This window comes from Nonomuraea antri, assembly GCF_013283785.1.
In the GTDB taxonomy this organism is placed as follows: Bacteria; Actinomycetota; Actinomycetes; order Streptosporangiales; family Streptosporangiaceae; genus Nonomuraea; species Nonomuraea antri.
Genome location: NZ_JABCPZ010000069.1, coordinates 1 through 15,906, shown reverse-complemented (window position 1 = coordinate 15,906; position 15,906 = coordinate 1). Strand labels below are relative to the sequence as shown.

Sequence of the window (15,906 nt, the reverse complement as noted above, 5' to 3'; positions counted from 1 at the left end):
AGCGGCTGATCGTCGGCCCCGGCCGGCCCCCGCCGGAGTGTGGTTACCTTTCGCAGACTCGGCCGTCGCCGTCGCGGTCCTGGTACCAGGAGTACTCGGGGTCCACGCCGCGGATGTACGGGCCGTACCCGGCGGCGTTGGCGGCGGCGCAGGTGGGGAAGCGCGGGTCGGTCCCGCCGTTGCCGTCAGGGGAACCGGAGTCCGGTGCGTCGCCGTTGGGTGAGTCGTCGTCCGGGGAGTCGCTGCTCGTGGGGCTGGGCGTCGGCTGGGGGGTGGGGTTCTTGCCGCCGCCGTCGCACTTGCCCGACCAGATGCGCAGCCGCTCCTTCCTGGCCTTCGCCTCCTCGCTCCGCATGACCTTGATGTACTGGTCGTTCGGCTCGACCAGGACCGCCTTGCCGAAGCCGTACCTGACGAGGTTGCGGTTGACGTGCACGCCCTTGGCGTTGAACGCGTAGAAGAGCCAGCGGCCGTTGGCGTCCTTGCGCTGCTCGTCGGCGAGCAGGTGCACGGTGGAGTCGACCGGCAGGAGCGCTCCGGTGCGGGCGATCGCCGCCTTGTACCAGCATGCGCCGCGCCTGGGGGTGGCCACCTCCAGGAGCCGAACCCGGTACTTCTTGCCCCCGCGCAGGACGTCGACCGTGTTGCCGTCCACGATCTTCACGACCTTCGCCTTGACGGCGCCCTTCGGAATGCCGCTGGGAGCGGCGGAGACCGGCGTGGCGACGGTGAGGCAGAGCAGGGCACCGGCAGCGGTGGCGGTGCTGATGGCTCGTAAGCGCATGGCGTTACTCCAGGGATGGATGGTTCGGACGGGAGTAGACGCGCCACCGCGCGGCCAGGTGTACCGCCGGGGGAGGGCCGCGACGCGGCTGATGGGAGGATGCGAAGATCACGTCCCTTCGACGGAAGAGAACCCCCGCATGGCCGTCATCCACCGCACCACGCTCACGCCGACCAAGCTGGAACTGCTCGCCTCCTGGCTCCCCTCCCGGCCCTGGTACGCCGGCGGCGCGGGCGACCCCGAGCCCGCCAAGGCCGGCGGTTTCCGGCTGGACGACCCCGATGGCGAGGTCGGGATCGAGTTCATGGTGGTCAGCGACGCCTCCGGGGGCCGTCCGAGCGCGTACCTGGTGCCGCTCACCTACCGGGGCGCCCCGCTCGACGGGGCCGAGCACGCCCTCGTCGGCACCGCGGAGCACGGGGTGCTCGGACGGCGCTGGATCTACGACGGCTGCCACGACCCGGTGCTGGTCGCCCAGCTGTCGGCCCTGGTCGAGGGCCGGGTCCAGGCCCAGGACCAGAACGCCAGCGACACCCCCGATCCGGAGGTCACCCGCTCCTACACCGGTGACGTTCTGACCGCCGCGGGCTGCACCGTCACCGACGACCGGGACGGCACCGAGCTGGCCACGTCGCAGGGGGTGTCGCTCCGCCTGCGGCGCGTCCTGCACCCGGTCTCGGACGACGCGCCGCTCCCGCCGCGGGACGCGCTCGGCCACGTCGCCGGCTCGTGGCTGCTGCCGGACGGCACTCGCGCCCGGGGGCTGTTCGTCACGGTCTGCGCGGTTCCGCACGACTGAGGCGGGCCGGGCTGCTGAAGCGGGCCTCTGATCGGGTTACGGTCCCGGGAGCGGCGGAACCACGGTTCGGATGCTGACGGGCCACCGGCACGAGTGCGGCGGAATCGCCGTTCGGATGCTGACGGAACTGCTACAGGCCCGAGGCCAGGGCGGTGGCCACGCCCGCCGCCACCACCAGCACCAGCGCCGCGAAGGCGCGGCGCAGCCGGTCGGGCGGCACCCGCGCGGCCAGCCGGGCCGCCACGAGTGAGGCGGCCATCGCGGCCGCCGCGAAGGTCAGGGTCAGCGGCCAGTCCAGCGCCGACGCCGTGCCCGCGTGGGCGAGCAGCCCCCATGCGGAGTTCAGCACGATCACGACCAACGACGTGGCGACGGCGACCGGCGCGGTCAGGCCGAGCAGCAGCGTCAGCGCGGGCACGATGACGAATCCGCCGCCCACGCCGAACAGCCCGGTCAGAAAGCCGACGGCGGCCCCGGCCGCGACCGCCCTGGGCAGGCAGCTCCGCCAGTCCACCGACCCGGAACGGGTACGGCAGGCGCCGCCGTCCTCGCGGGCGGCGCGGATGAGCATGTGTACCGCCACGATCACCATCAGCAGCGAGAACCCGGCCATCAGCCACGGCTCGGGCACCGACCGGCCGACCGCGGTGCCACCGAAGGCGGCCGGCAGTCCCGCGACGCCGAAGACCAGCGCGATCGGCCAGCGCACCTGCCCGCTCCTGATCCGGCTGGGCAGCCCGGTGAGCGCCGAGGCGCACACGACCACGAGCGCGGCGGGGACGGCGGCCTGCATCGGCAGCCCGACCCCGTAGACCAGGGCGGGCACCGCCAGAATGGATCCGCCGGCGCCGAGCAACCCCAGGATCAGGCCGATGACCAGCCCGAACGCCACCACGGCGAGCCCCTGCTCGACCCCTACGTGTATCCCTCCAGCGCCGATGGCGGTCACGGCCCTGGTCGCGGTCGCGGGTCCAGCTCCGGCGCCGAGGCCGAGGGGGTTGCCGGTGCCGAGGATTGTGCCTAGTCCCAGGACGTTGCCGAGACTCGGGGTGTTGCCGGTGCCCGGGATGGCGCCGAGACCCAAGGCGTTGTCGGTGCCGAGGACGGTGCCGAGGACGGTGCCGAGGACGGTGGCGGTCACGGCTGGGTGGGCGGCGCCGCCGGCCGGGACCCGGCCCCGGATCCAGCCCCTGACCCGGATCCGGCCTCAGGCCTGGACCCGGACCCAGCTTCGGCGGGCGCCATCCTGTTCCATGGCAGGAGCGACAGCGCTCTGGACATCGCGCACGTGTCGGTGAGCGCCGCGAAGACCAGGCCCGCGCCGATCGCCCCGGACACCCACTTCAGCGGCTCCCACGCGAGGCTGCCGGCCACCCCGGCCAGTACGATGCCGCCCGCCACCAGGCGGACCTGGCGTTCCATCGCCCAGGCGCCGCGGCCGCGGGTCACCGGTGCGCCGTGGCTCTCCCACGCGGTCAGGCCGCCGTCGAGCACGCTCACGCCGGACAGCCCGGCCGCGGCGGCGAGCCGCTGGGCGTCGCGGGCCCGCACCCCGGAACGGCAGACGAGCACGACGTGCCCGCCGGCCCCGTTGCTGAGGGGCCCGCTGCCGGACCCGCGGCTGAGCCGGTCACTGGACCCGGCGCCGGACGTGCCGTTGGCGTGCCCGCCGGTCCCGTCGCCGAGGCGACCACCGGCCCCGTCGCTGAGCTGACCGCCCGGCCCGCCGCCGAGGCGGGCGGCGAGCTGGGCGGGGTGTGTGCGGAGGAGGTCGAGGGGGACGTTGGCCGAGCCCGGGATGTGGGCGGCCGCGAACTCTCCGGGCGTGCGGACGTCGATCAGTCGGACGTCCGCCCCGACCTCCATGAGTTCACGGACCTGTGCGGTGTCGAGGATGTTCACGTGCTGGTCTTTCTGGTGGTGAGAAGAACGGTGGTGCGGAAAAGAAGGCGGCGGTCAGGCGGCCATCGGGAGGCCGGCGGAGGCGGCGTGCGCGAACGCGTCGTTCACCAGCACCACCTCCCGCCCGGCCCTGGCCAGCAGCGACGCCGCCGCCGTGGCGCGGTAGCCGCTGCCGCAGTGCACCCAGACGGCTCCCGCCGGGATGTCGCCGGCCCTGGCCGCGAGTTCGGGCAGCGGCACGTGGACGGCGCCGTCGATGTGGGAGTCCGTCCATTCGTTGCCGAGCCGGACGTCGAGCACCACGTCGGGTGCGGGCAGCCCGGCGGGCACGTCGCCGGTCAGCGCGGCGGCCAGGCCGGCGAAGGTGGCGGTGGGCAGCGACGAAACCTGCGCGGGGTCGGCGGCGAGCCGGGCGGGCTCGCCGGTGGCCGCGCCGGCGACCTGGTCGATGCCGATGCGGACGAGTTCGCGCTGCGCGGCGGCGACGTCCTCGGGCGTGGCGCCGATCAGGGTGAGCGGGGCGCCCCGGTCGATGAGCCAGCCGAGCCAGGTGGCCATCGGCCCGTCCAGTCCGAGGCTGATGGTTCCGGCCAGGTGGGCTTCGACGTAGGCGGTGCGGTGCCGCAGGTCGACCACCCATTCGCCGGCGCGCAGCCGCTCGCGCAGCTCGTCGGGGCCGATGAGGGCGGGCCGGCGCAGGTCGACGGGGGCGGGGCCGCGCAGGTTGATCGCGCCCATGTGCGCGTAGTAGGCGGGGTAGGCGTCGAGCCCGGCCAGGGTCTGGGTGACGAAGTCGTCCTCGGCCAGCCGCAGCGCCGGGTTGATCTGACGTTCGCGGGTGAGGGTGGAGTCGTCGCCCGAGGCCTGGGTGGCCGAGCAGAAGCTGCCGAACCCGTGGGTCGGCCAGATCCGGGCGCCGCCGGGCAGCAGGTCGGACAGCTTGCGCGCGGAGGCGTGCTGGCGGCGCGCGAGCGTGTCCGCGTGTTCGGCGCCCAGCAGGTCGGTGCGGCCGGTGGTGCCGAACAGCAGTGACCCGCCGGTGAAGACGCCTTCGACACCCCAGGCGCCCCCAGCGCCCGCTGCGTCCGCGGTGCCTTCGACGACGCCGGTGCTCTCCAGCGCGTACGACAGGTGGTGGAAGGTGTGGCCGGGCGTGGCCAGGACGCGCAGCCGCAGCGCGGGCGAGACCTCGACGACGTCGCCGTCGGCCAGCGGCAGGTGCTGGAACGGCACCTGGTCGGCGGCCGCGACCCCGTAGTGCGCGCCGGTCAGCCTGGCCAGTTCCAGCCCGCCGGAGACGTAGTCGTTGTGCACGTGCGTCTCGACGACGTGGGTGATGCGCGCGCCGACCCGGCCGGCCAGGGCGAGCACGCGGTCGACGTCGCGCTGCGGGTCGACCACCACGGCGACCTGCCCGTCGGTGGCCAGGTAGCTGCGGTCACCGAGCGACGAGGTCGCGATGACGTGGACGTCAACACTCATGATCTTCTCCTACACCCCCGGGGGTATGTGACAGTGACACCACGGCCGTCGCAGACCCCCGGGGTCGTCGACGGCCGCTGCGGCGCGGCCTCAGGCCAGGCCTCTGGCCGGCGCCAGGCCTCAGGCCAGCGCCAGGAAGAGCTTCTCGAGTTCCTGCTCGGTCATGGGCGGCTCGTCGCCGCGTTCGCGGGCGGCCTGGCAGTGCCGCAGCCCGGTGGCCACGATTTTGAACCCTGCCCGGTCCAGCGCCCGGGAAACGGCGGCGAGCTGGGTGAGGACGTCGGCGCAGTCCTCCCCGTCCTCGATCATCGAGATCACGCCTGCCAGCTGCCCATGCGCCCGGCGCAACCGGGTCAACGCGTCGCCCACCAGGGCCGGGGTCATCTCCATACCACCGAGCATACCCCCACCCGTATGATGAGCCGGCCGGGGGCCGCAGAAGCCCGGCTACCCCCGGCCGGGGCGGTCAATCACACGTCAGGCGGGGTTCAGGCTGGTAGACCGTGGTGAACTTCTGCCTGCGGACGACCTCGCCGTCCCGTTTGAACACCCGCCACACGTCGATGGTGAACCCCTCCGCGCCCGGCATCGGAATGCAGTCCGGGCCGGACTCGCTCAGCGTGGGGAAGCTCTTGACGTTGTAACGCCCCGAACTCTCGGACTCGACCTCGTACCGCTTGGTGCTCCAGAACCGCACGGTGATCGACGTGCCGGTGTAGGAGGTCGTGATGAGGATGCCGTGCGGGGAGTCGTTGCGGAAGCGGAAGTCCGGCTGCGGGTAGGAGATCGTCGACTCGCGCCCGGCCGGGTACCGGGAGATGTAGTACTGGTGCGCCATGTGCTGCACGTCCTGGAATCCGCCGAAGAACACCGCGTTGAACAGCGTCGTGGTGAACTGGGAGACCCCGCCGCCGACGTCGTTGACGAAGCGGTTGTTGAGGATCATCGGCGCCTCGACGAAGCCGCGGGCCTTGTCGCGCTTGCCCACCAGGCCGTTGAGCGAGAACGTCTCGCCGGGCTTGACGATGTAGCCGTCCACGATGTCGGCGATGCGGTGGATGTTGGTGACGCGCGGCGCGCAGCAGGGATGGTGCGTGGTGAACGAGCTGACCTGCTCCTTGATGCCGAGCTTGCCCGCCAGCTCGGTGGTCACCCGGGGCTGGACCTGCTTGAGCGTGATCTCGGCGGTGCGCTCCCCGGCGGCGACGGCCGTCTCGACCGCCTTGGCCAGCCCGGCCGCGTCGACGCCCTGCCCGGTCCGGCTCGGGATCACCTTCGGCCGGCCGTTCACGATCTTGAAGGAGGCGTCCTTGGGCAGCCGGTCGGAGGCGACGAGCTGCTTGCCGAGGTCCCGCGCGAGGTCGTCGCCGTCGAAGTCGGGGCGCAGCGAGCCCTGGCCGTCGGCGACGAAGCGCAGGCGTTCGGCGAGCTGCTGAGCGGTGATCGTGGCGCGCTCGCCGCCGGCGGCGAGCATCAGCGGCGCGGCGACCGCGGGACGGGCCACCTCGTCGGCGACGCGGCGCACCTCGGCCGCCGTGGCCGAGGCGGGCAGCTCGCCGACCGGCAGATCGACGCGGCCGGTGCTCTTCATGAAGGCCGCGCGCAGCTTCGCCGCCGACGCCTGCTGGTCGAGCCGCCGTCCCGGCCGCGGCGCGCTCACCTGCGGGAGGAGCCCGCGATAGCGGACGGCGCCCTCCTTGGGCTTGCGGTCCACCGAGCGGGCCAGGACGCCGACCCGTTCTGCCAGCCGTCCCTCGTCGACCCGGATCACCAGCGCGACGGTGCGGCTGCCGAACAGCGACCTGGCGATCCCGGCGGGCGTCATGGCCCCGTCCATCGCCTGCTCGACGGTGGCTCCCGCGTCGATGCCGAAGCCGAGTTCCTGCGGCTTCAGCTTGACGGTCTTGCCCGCGGCGCGGGCCGCAATGGGCCGCTCGGCCGCAGGTCCGAGCCGCTCCTCCAGCCGCGTGCGGGCCTCGGCGGGGGAGAGCCCGCCGATGTCGACGCCATCGACGCGGGTGCCCGGCGGGACCTCGCCGCCGAGGAAGATCGCGAGAGCGGCGTAGCCGCCCACCACGACCAGCACGACCCCGCCCAGGACGGCGAGGAGGAGACGGCGCTTCGGCCGCGCCGGATTCGTCCCCATCAGCCGCGGACCGGGCAGCCGGACGGCCCGCTCGGCAACAGACCAGGCAATACGCTCTGACCGGGATGAAACGGCAGCATACGGGTGAGCTTACTGGGGCAGATCGGGTACCCGGAATGATCCCCGTGCCCCCGCCCGCGGACGGGTAACCTTCTCCTGGGCGTAGACGGCAGTGGGGGTGTGATGGTGCGGCTCGGCAACCTGGAGCGATCGATCATGGAAGCGCTCTGGAGCCACCCGGGCGGCCTGTTCGCCCAGGACATCGCGCACGCCCTGCCGTCCCAGCCGGCTGTGACCACGGTTCTCACCGTCCTGGTGCGGCTGTCGCAGAAGGGCCTGGTCTCCCGCGAACGCGTCGGCCGTGCCCACCTGTACACGGCGAAGGCGGGCAGGGACGTCTTCGTCGCCGAGATCATGCGGGCCGCGCTGGAGGAGGCCGGCGACCTGGCGGCGACCGCGCACCACTTCGCCGGCACGGTCACCCCGGAGATGGCCGCCGCCCTGCGCGAGGCCCTCGAGGAACGCGGCGAAGCCCTGGACGAACGCGGCCAGGCCGCCTCGGAGGAGCGCGGCGGTAGCGCGTCGTGATCGTGTGGCTGGTGGCGGCCGGCGTCGCCCTGGCGCCCATCGCGTTCGGCGGCCAGGTGGCCCGGCGGCTCGCCGCGGCGCCGTGGACCTACCGCTATCCCCGGGCCGCGCTGGCCCTGTGGCAGGCCAGCTGCCTGGCCGGCGGGCTGGGCGCGGCCGGCGTCGGGCTGGTGGCCGCGGTGGCCCCGCTGGCGGCGATCTTCCCGCACGGCGTCCACACCCTGGTCAGGCAGATCGCCAACGGGCACGGACTCGACGGGCTCGGGCCGCTGCACGTCGCGGCGCTCGCCTGGTCGGTCGGGCTGATCGCGTGGCTGCTCGCCCACACGATCAAGGTCACCGTCAAGACGGTCGCCCGGCAGCGGCGTCAGCGCCTGCTGGTCGACGTGGTCGCCGAGCATTCCCCGGTCCACGACGCGTACGTGCTGCCGAGCCGCGAACGGGTCGCGTACTGCCTGCCGGGCCGGCGGGCGCGCGTGGTGCTCAGCCAGGGCACCCTCGACCTGCTCGACCCGCGCGAGCTGCAGGCCGTGCTCGGCCACGAACGCGCCCACGCGCGCGGCCGCCACGACCTGGTGCTGCTGCCCTTCATCGCGCTGGCCCAGGCGTTCCCCTGGCTGCCGGCCGCGCGGGCGGCGCGTGAGAGCGTCCCGCTGCTGCTGGAGATGATCGCCGACGACCACGCCCGCCGCGCGCACGGCGGGCTCCTGCTAGCCCGGACGCTCGTGCGCATGGCCAGCCCGGCGCGGGACGACGGGGCGGCGACGTTCGCGCTGGCCGACGCCGCCGTGGCCGAACGCGTCACCCGGCTACTGCGCCGGCACGAACGCCCCCGCTGGGTGCCCGCCGCCGTCTACTCCGCCGCCACCCTGCTGCTCAGCGGCCCGTTCGCGGTGCTGGTCGCGCCGCTGCTGTGCATCACCGTCTGGAACATCTGACGCCCGCGCTCACAGCAGCGTGCTCCAGTACGACCAGAACCGCACGCCGATCGCGGTGATCACGGCCAGGAACCACACCGTCACCACCACCCCGTGATACGCGGCGGCGCGCCGGGCCGCGGGCAGGCGCGCGAGGTTGCGCAGCGTGACGTACCAGAACAGCGGGACGGTCACCGCCCACACGAGCATGCAGTACGGGCACAGCGCGCCGATGACGTAGAGGCTCTGGTAGATCAGCCAGTGCACGAACACCACGCCGAAGGTCACGCCGGCCTGCAGGCCCAGCCAGAACCAGCGCGGCAGCCGGGCCCCGGCCAGCAGCGTCACGCCGACCGTGGTCACGACGGCGAACGCGACGACGCCCAGCAGCGGGTTCGGGAAGCCGAAGACCTCCGCCTGCGGCGTCGACATCACCGAACCGCACGACAGGACCGGGTTGATGCTGCAACTCGGCACGTACGCCGGGTTCTTCAGCAGCGCGATCTTCTCGACGGCCAGCACGAAGGCCGCGACCAGCCCGAGCGCGCCCCCGGCGGTCAGCAGCCGGGGCAGCAGCTTCGGGAACGGCGTGAGATCGCCGTCCGCCGCGCTCTCAGCCGGCGAGTGCGGCATCGATGGCCCCCTTGAACTCGGCCTCGGACCTCGGCTCGATCTTCTTGCCGTTGAGGAAGAACGTCGGGGTGCCCTGCACGCCCACGGCCTGGCCGTCGGCGACGTCCTTGTTGACGCGGGCCAGCGTGGCGGGGTCGGCGTACGCCTTGTCCCAGGCGGCCAGGTCGAGGCCGAGGCTCTGGGCGAAGCCGCGGAAGGTGTCGTCGGCCGGGACCTGCTTTTCCGCCCACTGCTTCTGGGTCTCGTACATGCGCTGGTACATCGCCTCGAACCGGCCCTGCCGGGCGGCCGCCTCGACGGCCCGCGCGGCGCGTTCGGCGTTGAAGTGGCTGGGGATGGGGAAGTAGCGGGCGACGAAGGTGACCTTGCCGGCGTACGTCTTGCGCAGCTCCTCCACCAGCGGGTAGTAGGCGCCGCACGCCTCGCACTCGAAGTCGAGGAACTCCACCAGGGTCACCTTGCCGTCCGGCGCGGTCTGCAGGCGGTGGCTGTCGGCGCGGACGAACTGCGTCTCACCGGCCGCCACCTGGGCGCCCGATCCGCCGAAGGTCCTGCTGACGACCACGAACGCGGCCACGACCACCACGAAGACGCCGATCGCGGCCAGCGTGACCTTGAGGTTGCGCTTGCGGGCGTCCTCGCGCAGGCCGGCGGCGCGCATCGCCTCGACCTTCGACCGCCGCGCCTGGGCCTGCTCGGTGTGGGGGTGCTCGGTCTCGGGGTGGTCGGTGTGGGGGTGGTCGGTCTGGGGCCGGTCTTCGGATTGCGTCACCCGTGCTCCTTCCCGCGCGGTCCCTCCGACGGGGGCCGCGCCGCTCGGCTATCTTCTACTTAATGTAGAAGATAGCCGAGGCGGCCGGTGACGGCATCGCGACGGAACTCGGCGCGGCCGGGGCGACCGTCTGCTCATCAGGCGGCCCGGCGGGCTGGTGGTGGAGATGACCGACGGCACCAAGGAGTACAACGACCGCAACTGCCGCGTCTCCTACGACCACGCCAAGAGCGCGGTGATCAGGCTCGGCCACGCCCAGGCGCAGGACCTGCGCCCGCACCGCTGCGCCGCCGTCACGCTCACCCCGGGCTGGATCAGGTCGGAGATGATGCTGGAGCACTTCGGGATGGGCGAGGAGAACTGGCGCGACGCCCTGGCCCGCGAACCGCACCGTCCCCGGGCTCGGCCCCTGGACCGTGGAGACGCCGGTTCAGGAGGTCTGCCATGCTCGTGTCGTGACAGATGTGGATCTCGCCCGCCGGGTTCGTGAGCGTTGCCGGTTGAGCGGCCGGTTCGTGTTGCGTTCGGGACGAGTGGCCGCGGAGTACTTCGACAAATACCAGCTCGAAGCCGATCCGGCTCTCCTGGATGAGGTGGCGTCGGGGATGGCGCCACTGGTTCCGGAAGGGACCGAGGTGCTGGCCGGCCTGGAGATGGGCGGCATCGCGGTGGTCACGGCGCTGGGGCGGCACACCGGCCTGCCCTGCGCGTTCGTGCGCAAGACGGCGAAGTCCTACGGCACCGCCCGGCTGGCCGAGGGCGCCGACGTCGAAGGACGGCGCGTCCTGGTCGTCGAGGACGTGGTGACCTCGGGCGGGCAGATCGCGATCTCCACCGGCCAACTGCGTGACATAGGAGCACGGATCGACCACGCGTTGTGCGTCATCGATCGTCAGGAAGGCGGTGCCGAGGCCCTGGTCACGGCGGGGATCCGCCTCCTCGCGCTGCTCAAGCGCGAAGATCTCGACCGGGACTGAGCGCCGCTCCAGACGAACCCGATCCGTTGCCGGGCGAACGGTCATGTGGTCACCTGTCCCGGTTTTGAAGGCGGCCTCTCCCGCTCATCCCGCCGTGCCGTCGCGGTAGAAGCTCAGTCCGGCGTGCTCGGGGTCGGTGTAGACCTTCACCGTCCCGTCGGGGTAGGCCGCGAACGGCAGGACGACGCCGTCCGGGCACGGGTGCAGGAACATCAGCGTCGGGCCGACGACGACGAACGACCGGGCCTGCGGCGTGGCGTGCTCGGCGCCGTGTTCGGCCCGCCACCGCTCGACCTCGTCGGCGGCGCCGGGTTGCGCGGCGACGTTCTCCACCTTGCCGATCAGGTCCTCGATGGCCGGCTGGTCCAGGATCTCGATCTGCAGGTTCGGCTGTTCTCCCATGAGGTCATCCCTTTCAGTTCTGGATGGCGGCGAAGGCCAGGCAGGCCAGGACCAGGAGCAGGGCGGCGACGACCGTCATGCGAGTCATGTAGGCGTGACGCACGACTCCCCCTGATCGGCGCGGCGGCTCGGCTGGGTGACGGGGTTCAGACCCATGCGAAACGCTCGGTGTGGATGCGTTCGGGGGGCACGCCGATCCGCGGGATGGCGGCCTCCATGGCGTCGATCATCGGGTTGGGGCCGCAGACGAAGAACTGGAAACGCGGGTTGACGTCCGGCAGGTGCCTGCGGAGCAGGTCGGCGTCGATGTGGCCGCGCTCGCCGGTCCAGCCGGGCGGCGGGTGTTCGAGTACGCGTACCACCCGCAGGTTCAGCCGCGCGGCGAGTTCGTCGACGTCCTCGCGGAAGGTGATGCCGTCCCAGTCGCGGTGCGCGGAGAACAGCACGACCGGGCGCAGGTCACCGCGGTCGGCGAGGGTGCGCAGCATGCTCAGCGCGGGCACGACGCCGACCCCGCCGGCGATCAGGCAGAACCCGGCGCCCTCGTACTGGTCGATGGAGAACACGCCGTGCGGGCCGTCGACGTAGACGGTGGTGCCCGGCCGCACCTCGCGCACGCCGGCGGTGAAGTCGCCCAGCGCCTTGATCGCGAAGGTGAGCGTGTCGCCCGTCTCGGCGCTGGAGGCCAGCGAGAACGGGTGCGAGGTCACCGAGAACGGCGACCTGCCGACGGTGATCCAGGCGAACTGGCCGGGCTGGAAGCGCAGCCCGTCGTGCCCGTGCGGGCGCAGCACGAGGACGGTGGTGCGGCCGCGTTCGGGGATCACCCGCTCGACCACCCACGGACGCCGGAGCAGCCGCACCGGGCGCAGGATCCGGATCCAGGCCAGCAGCCCCACGAACGCGGCCGACATGATCGCCCACAGCGCCTGTTTCCAGAGGCTGTCGATGTAGTGGTTGACCAGCAGCACGTGCACCAGCGCGGCGATGACCGCGACCGTCGCCGTGATCGCGTGCAGGACCTGCCACACCTCGTACGACAGCCGCAGCCGCCGCCGCCACACCGACGTCACCATGAGGATGAGCAGGGCCAGCACGGACAGCACGGCGAACCTGGCCCGCCACGGCAGTTCGGCCGGTGAGAAGGCGGCGAACACGCCGGGGCCCGACAGCGCGGTGTGCGTCAGCACGAACGCCAGGCCGACGTAGCCGATCTCCCGGTGGAACTGGATCACCGCGTCGGTGCCGAACGGCTCGGCGATGGCGCGCACCCGCGCGACGAGGGCGAACTCGATGCCCATCAGGGCCAGGCCGACGAATCCCAGCGCGACGGAGAAGTCGGTCCAAAAGCCCTGCCCGGGGTGGGTGGCGGCCATCAGCGCGAACGTCAGCGGCGCCACGCACACGCCCAGGAACACGCCGATCCACACGATCCCCTGGGCGGCCGCCCTCATGTCGCCCTCATGCCGGGCCGTGTTTCATCGTCAACACCGCTCACACCCCCGCGATGAGCTGCAACGTCATGCGGTGCGTACCCGTGCGCACCTCGCCAAAACGACGGCGGCCACCCGAGTGGATCATTACGATTCCGCCATGCCCTTCGACGTTCTGCTCCTGGTGTTCTCGGCCGTGTTCTTCGCCCTGGTCCTCGGCCTCCCCCTGATCGGCGCGGGCGCGGCCGTTTCCAGCGCGCTGCACTCCGTCCCGTCCGGCGGTCGCGAGCCGATGAACCGGCGCTCGGCCGTGCGCGGGGCGCTCATCGCGCTGGCCGGTCTTTCGCTGCTGACGCTCGGCGCGTGGCTGGGGACCGAGGAGTCGCGGATGGGCGCGCTTGAGTCCCTCGGCATCCTGCTGCTCACCCTGCTCGGCGCGGGGCTGCTGCTCACCGGTCTCGGCCCGCTGCCGTCGTGGCTGCTGGAGGTCACCGGCCCGGCCGCGGAGCGGTTGCCGGCGCCCGTCCGGCTGGCGGCCCGTGACCTGGTCCGACGGCGCAGCCGCGCGGTGGTGGCGATCACGCTGGCGATGCTGACGACGGCGTTCGGCGTGGGGCTGACGGTCGTCGTGGTCGGCAAGACGGCGCAGAGCCGGGCCGAGTACGTCGCCCGCGCGCGGCCGGGCGCGTTATCGGTGCGGATGAACGGCTACTTCCTGGGGTCCTTCTCGGGATCCTTCTCGGCGGCTGACGTGACGGCGGTGCGGGCGGCGATCGAGCGGGAGCTGCCCGGCGTCCCGATCGTGGCGGTCGAGCGCCTGGCCGACGACTCCAAGCACTTCAGCGTGAACGCGGCCGTCGAGTTCCCGGACGAGGCCGTCTACCGGGACCAGGCCATCGGCGACGAGAGGCTGCTGCGCTACCTCACGGGCGATCCGCTGACGCCGTACGACGAGGACACGGTCGTGGTGATCACCTCGGCCGAGGTGCGGCTCGACTCGGTGAATTTCTACCACGGGTCCAAGGGGGACAAGGCGTATGAGCCGGGGCCGCCCGTCCCCGCGGTCGTCGCCCGCCCCGCCGGCCCGCCCATGGAGACGGTCTTCGTCCCCGCCGCGATGCTCCGCGACCTCGGCTACCGCCTGCTGCCGGACGAACTGATCGTCGATCCCGGCGTCCACCGGGTCACGGCGGGGGAGCTGGAGCGCCTGGACGCCCGGCTGGCCGACGATCTCGCCACCCCGTACGTGGAGCGGGGTTTCCAGGCGCCGACCGGCTGGCTCCCGGTGACCGCGGTGGCGCTGCTCGCCGCGGTCGGCTGCGCGCTGGGCGCGGGCGTCGCCCGGGCCGGGGACGCGCGCCAGGCCCGGGTCCTGCGCCGGATCGGAGACAGGACGGGATTGCGGTGGTTCTGCGCTGCCCGGGTGGGGTTGATGGCCTGGTGGGGAGCGGTGCTCGGGGCGGTCGCCGGATGTGCCGTGGGGATGTCGCTGCTGTGGCCGCTGACGATGCCCAGCGGGTGGGATGACCCGCCGCGGGTGCCGTTCGAGACCCCCTGGACGGCGATCGCGGCCATCGTCGCGGGCCTGCCGCTGCTCGCCGCCGTCCTCGGTGCGCTCTTCGCCCAGGTACGAACGAAGAAATCTACAAAGTAAAGGTGCCGGGAACGGTGCCACTCCTCGCCATGCCTGCAGAACCCCTCGACGACGGACAGGGGGTGATGGGCGAGGGGAGTCGTGTGAATACACTTGTCCAACGTGACTTCCAAGCCGCGTATCCCCAATGTCCTGGCCGCCCGTTACGCCTCGCCCGAGCTCGCCCGCCTGTGGTCGCCGGAGTACAAGGTGGTCGCCGAGCGGCGGCTGTGGCTGGCGGTGTTGCGGGCGCAGGCCGAGCTGGGCGTGGCGGTTCCCGAGGGCGCGCCGGCCGACTACGACAAGGTGGTCGAGCAGGTCGACCTGGCCTCGATCGCCGAGCGGGAGCGGGTGACGCGGCACGACGTCAAGGCGCGGATCGAGGAGTTCAACGCGCTGGCCGGGCACGAGCAGGTGCACAAGGGGATGACCTCGCGTGACCTGACCGAGAACGTCGAGCAGTTGCAGATCCGCGACTCGCTGCTGCTGGTGCGCGATCGGGTGGTGGCGTTGCTGGCCAGGCTGGCGACGCTGGCCGAGGAGCACGAGGCGACGGTGGTGGCCGGGCGTTCGCACAATGTGGCGGCGCAGGCGACCACGCTGGGCAAGCGGTTCGCGTCGGCGGCCGACGAGCTGCTGGTGGGTCACCGGCGGCTGGAGGAGCTGATCGCCCGCTATCCGCTGCGCGGGATCAAGGGCCCGGTGGGCACCGCCCAGGACATGCTGGACCTGCTGGGCGGCGACCGGGCGAAGCTGGCCGACCTGGAGGACCGGGTGGCCGCGCACCTGGGGTTCGAGCAGCGGTTCACCAGCGTGGGGCAGGTGTATCCGCGTTCGCTGGACTTCGAGGTGGTCTCGTCGCTGGTGCAGCTGGCGGCGGCGCCGTCGTCGCTGGCCAAGACGATCCGGCTGATGGCCGGGCACGAGCTGGTGACCGAGGGGTTCAAGGAGGGGCAGGTCGGCTCGTCGGCGATGCCGCACAAGATGAACACGCGGTCGTGCGAGCGGGTCAACGGGCTGGCCGTGGTGCTGCGCGGGTATGCGTCGATGGCGGGTGAGCTGGCCGGTGACCAGTGGAACGAGGGCGACGTGTCGTGTTCGGTGGTGCGCCGGGTGGCGTTGCCTGACGCGTTCTTCGCCTTCGACGGGCTGGTGGAGACGATGCTGACCGTGCTGGACGAGTTCGGCGCGTTCCCGGCGGTGATCTCGGCCGAGCTGGACCGGTATCTGCCGTTCCTGGCGACGACGAAGATGCTGATGGCGGCGGTGCGGGCGGGGATGGGCCGCGAGCAGGCGCATGAGCTGATCAAGGAGCACTCAGTCCGTCAGGCGCGCGACCGCCGTCAGCCTGCGGGTGTAGCCGAGTCGCTGGTACAGCGCGACCGCCGCCTCGTTGTGGTCGTCCACCATCAGCGCCGCCCGCCCGTACTCGGCCACC

17 protein-coding genes are annotated in these 15,906 nt (G+C 72.5%); 7 read left to right on the top strand and 10 right to left on the bottom strand.

Annotated elements, in window-relative coordinates:
- Positions 1–43: 43 nt before the first annotated feature.
- Complete coding sequence (locus HII36_RS56815) at positions 44–784, bottom strand: thermonuclease family protein (RefSeq protein ID WP_236003773.1); 741 nt, start codon at positions 782–784, stop codon at positions 44–46.
- 139 nt (positions 785–923) lie between these two features.
- Here HII36_RS56815 and HII36_RS23035 point away from each other — a divergent pair, with 139 nt between their 5' ends.
- Positions 924–1,583 carry a maltokinase N-terminal cap-like domain-containing protein gene (locus HII36_RS23035; RefSeq protein ID WP_173525305.1) on the top strand — a complete coding sequence of 220 codons (660 nt, stop codon included), beginning with the start codon at positions 924–926 and terminating at the stop codon, positions 1,581–1,583.
- A 130-nt stretch (positions 1,584–1,713) separates the two neighbouring features.
- On the opposite strand, the gene HII36_RS23030 is transcribed toward HII36_RS23035, so the two are convergent.
- The 5 genes from HII36_RS23030 to HII36_RS23010 form a co-directional block, all read right to left on the bottom strand.
- Complete coding sequence (locus HII36_RS23030) at positions 1,714–2,724, bottom strand: sulfite exporter TauE/SafE family protein (RefSeq protein WP_328807831.1); 1,011 nt, start codon at positions 2,722–2,724, stop codon at positions 1,714–1,716.
- Positions 2,721–3,485, bottom strand: coding sequence for a rhodanese-like domain-containing protein (locus HII36_RS55830; protein ID WP_328807830.1), 765 nt, complete (start codon positions 3,483–3,485; stop codon positions 2,721–2,723). The genes HII36_RS23030 and HII36_RS55830 overlap by 4 nt, the downstream gene beginning before the upstream one ends.
- Before the next feature lie 54 nt (positions 3,486–3,539).
- On the bottom strand, positions 3,540–4,967 hold the full coding sequence (locus HII36_RS57995) for an MBL fold metallo-hydrolase (protein ID WP_173525304.1): 1,428 nt from the start codon (positions 4,965–4,967) through the stop codon (positions 3,540–3,542).
- Positions 4,968–5,087: 120 nt separating this feature from the next.
- Positions 5,088–5,357: a metal-sensitive transcriptional regulator gene (locus HII36_RS23015; RefSeq protein ID WP_173525303.1), complete on the bottom strand. Its 270-nt coding sequence runs from the start codon at positions 5,355–5,357 to the stop codon at positions 5,088–5,090.
- Positions 5,358–5,433: 76 nt separating this feature from the next.
- Complete coding sequence (locus HII36_RS23010) at positions 5,434–7,113, bottom strand: VanW family protein (RefSeq protein WP_173525302.1); 1,680 nt, start codon at positions 7,111–7,113, stop codon at positions 5,434–5,436.
- A 183-nt stretch (positions 7,114–7,296) separates the two neighbouring features.
- Here HII36_RS23010 and HII36_RS23005 point away from each other — a divergent pair, with 183 nt between their 5' ends.
- Both HII36_RS23005 and HII36_RS58745 read left to right on the top strand, forming a co-directional pair.
- Positions 7,297–7,701, top strand: a complete 405-nt coding sequence (locus HII36_RS23005; RefSeq protein ID WP_173525301.1) for a BlaI/MecI/CopY family transcriptional regulator — start codon at positions 7,297–7,299, stop codon at positions 7,699–7,701.
- The gene (locus tag HII36_RS58745; RefSeq protein ID WP_173525300.1) at positions 7,698–8,639 is read left to right on the top strand and encodes a M56 family metallopeptidase; all 942 of its coding nucleotides are present in this window, start codon (positions 7,698–7,700) and stop codon (positions 8,637–8,639) included. Before HII36_RS23005 ends, HII36_RS58745 begins: the two co-directional genes overlap by 4 nt.
- A gap of 9 nt (positions 8,640–8,648) precedes the next feature.
- Here the strand turns inward: HII36_RS58745 and HII36_RS22995 are convergent, their stop codons facing one another.
- Both HII36_RS22995 and HII36_RS22990 read right to left on the bottom strand, forming a co-directional pair.
- Positions 8,649–9,251, bottom strand: coding sequence for a vitamin K epoxide reductase family protein (locus tag HII36_RS22995; RefSeq protein ID WP_173525299.1), 603 nt, complete (start codon positions 9,249–9,251; stop codon positions 8,649–8,651).
- A complete protein-coding gene (locus tag HII36_RS22990) occupies positions 9,232–10,023 on the bottom strand; it encodes a DsbA family protein (protein WP_217369845.1) in 792 nt (263 codons plus the stop codon). Before HII36_RS22990 ends, HII36_RS22995 begins: the two co-directional genes overlap by 20 nt.
- A 166-nt stretch (positions 10,024–10,189) precedes the next feature.
- Between HII36_RS22990 and HII36_RS22985 the strand changes: the two genes are divergently transcribed.
- On the top strand, positions 10,190–10,513 hold the full coding sequence (locus tag HII36_RS22985) for a hypothetical protein (protein WP_217369844.1): 324 nt from the start codon (positions 10,190–10,192) through the stop codon (positions 10,511–10,513).
- Entirely contained in the window at positions 10,479–11,000 is a 522-nt protein-coding gene (locus HII36_RS22980) for an orotate phosphoribosyltransferase (RefSeq protein ID WP_173525298.1), read from the top strand. The genes HII36_RS22985 and HII36_RS22980 overlap by 35 nt, the downstream gene beginning before the upstream one ends.
- Positions 11,001–11,084: 84 nt before the next feature.
- On the opposite strand, the gene HII36_RS22975 is transcribed toward HII36_RS22980, so the two are convergent.
- On the bottom strand, positions 11,085–11,402 hold the full coding sequence (locus tag HII36_RS22975) for a hypothetical protein (protein WP_173525297.1): 318 nt from the start codon (positions 11,400–11,402) through the stop codon (positions 11,085–11,087).
- Between the two features lie 146 nt (positions 11,403–11,548).
- A complete protein-coding gene (locus tag HII36_RS22970; RefSeq protein ID WP_173525296.1) occupies positions 11,549–12,856 on the bottom strand; it encodes a ferredoxin reductase family protein in 1,308 nt (435 codons plus the stop codon).
- 139 nt (positions 12,857–12,995) lie between these two features.
- On the opposite strand from HII36_RS22970, the gene HII36_RS22965 reads away from it, so the two are divergent.
- Both HII36_RS22965 and purB read left to right on the top strand, forming a co-directional pair.
- Entirely contained in the window at positions 12,996–14,489 is a 1,494-nt protein-coding gene (locus tag HII36_RS22965) for an alkaline phosphatase family protein (protein ID WP_173525295.1), read from the top strand.
- Between the two features lie 102 nt (positions 14,490–14,591).
- On the top strand, positions 14,592–15,906 hold a 1,315-nt coding region (purB, locus tag HII36_RS22960; RefSeq protein WP_328807829.1), incomplete at its 3' end, for an adenylosuccinate lyase.

Coding starts and splice junctions, on each gene's coding strand:
- HII36_RS56815 (WP_236003773.1), bottom strand. CDS start 784: ATGCGCTTACGAGCCATCAGCACCGCCACCGCTGCCGGTGCCCTGCTC.
- HII36_RS23035 (WP_173525305.1), top strand. CDS start 924: ATGGCCGTCATCCACCGCACCACGCTCACGCCGACCAAGCTGGAACTG.
- HII36_RS57995 (WP_173525304.1), bottom strand. CDS start 4,967: ATGAGTGTTGACGTCCACGTCATCGCGACCTCGTCGCTCGGTGACCGC.
- HII36_RS23015 (WP_173525303.1), bottom strand. CDS start 5,357: ATGGAGATGACCCCGGCCCTGGTGGGCGACGCGTTGACCCGGTTGCGC.
- HII36_RS23010 (WP_173525302.1), bottom strand. CDS start 7,113: ATGGGGACGAATCCGGCGCGGCCGAAGCGCCGTCTCCTCCTCGCCGTC.
- HII36_RS23005 (WP_173525301.1), top strand. CDS start 7,297: ATGGTGCGGCTCGGCAACCTGGAGCGATCGATCATGGAAGCGCTCTGG.
- HII36_RS22995 (WP_173525299.1), bottom strand. CDS start 9,251: ATGCCGCACTCGCCGGCTGAGAGCGCGGCGGACGGCGATCTCACGCCG.
- HII36_RS22985 (WP_217369844.1), top strand. CDS start 10,190: ATGACCGACGGCACCAAGGAGTACAACGACCGCAACTGCCGCGTCTCC.
- HII36_RS22975 (WP_173525297.1), bottom strand. CDS start 11,402: ATGGGAGAACAGCCGAACCTGCAGATCGAGATCCTGGACCAGCCGGCC.
- HII36_RS22970 (WP_173525296.1), bottom strand. CDS start 12,856: ATGAGGGCGGCCGCCCAGGGGATCGTGTGGATCGGCGTGTTCCTGGGC.
- HII36_RS22965 (WP_173525295.1), top strand. CDS start 12,996: ATGCCCTTCGACGTTCTGCTCCTGGTGTTCTCGGCCGTGTTCTTCGCC.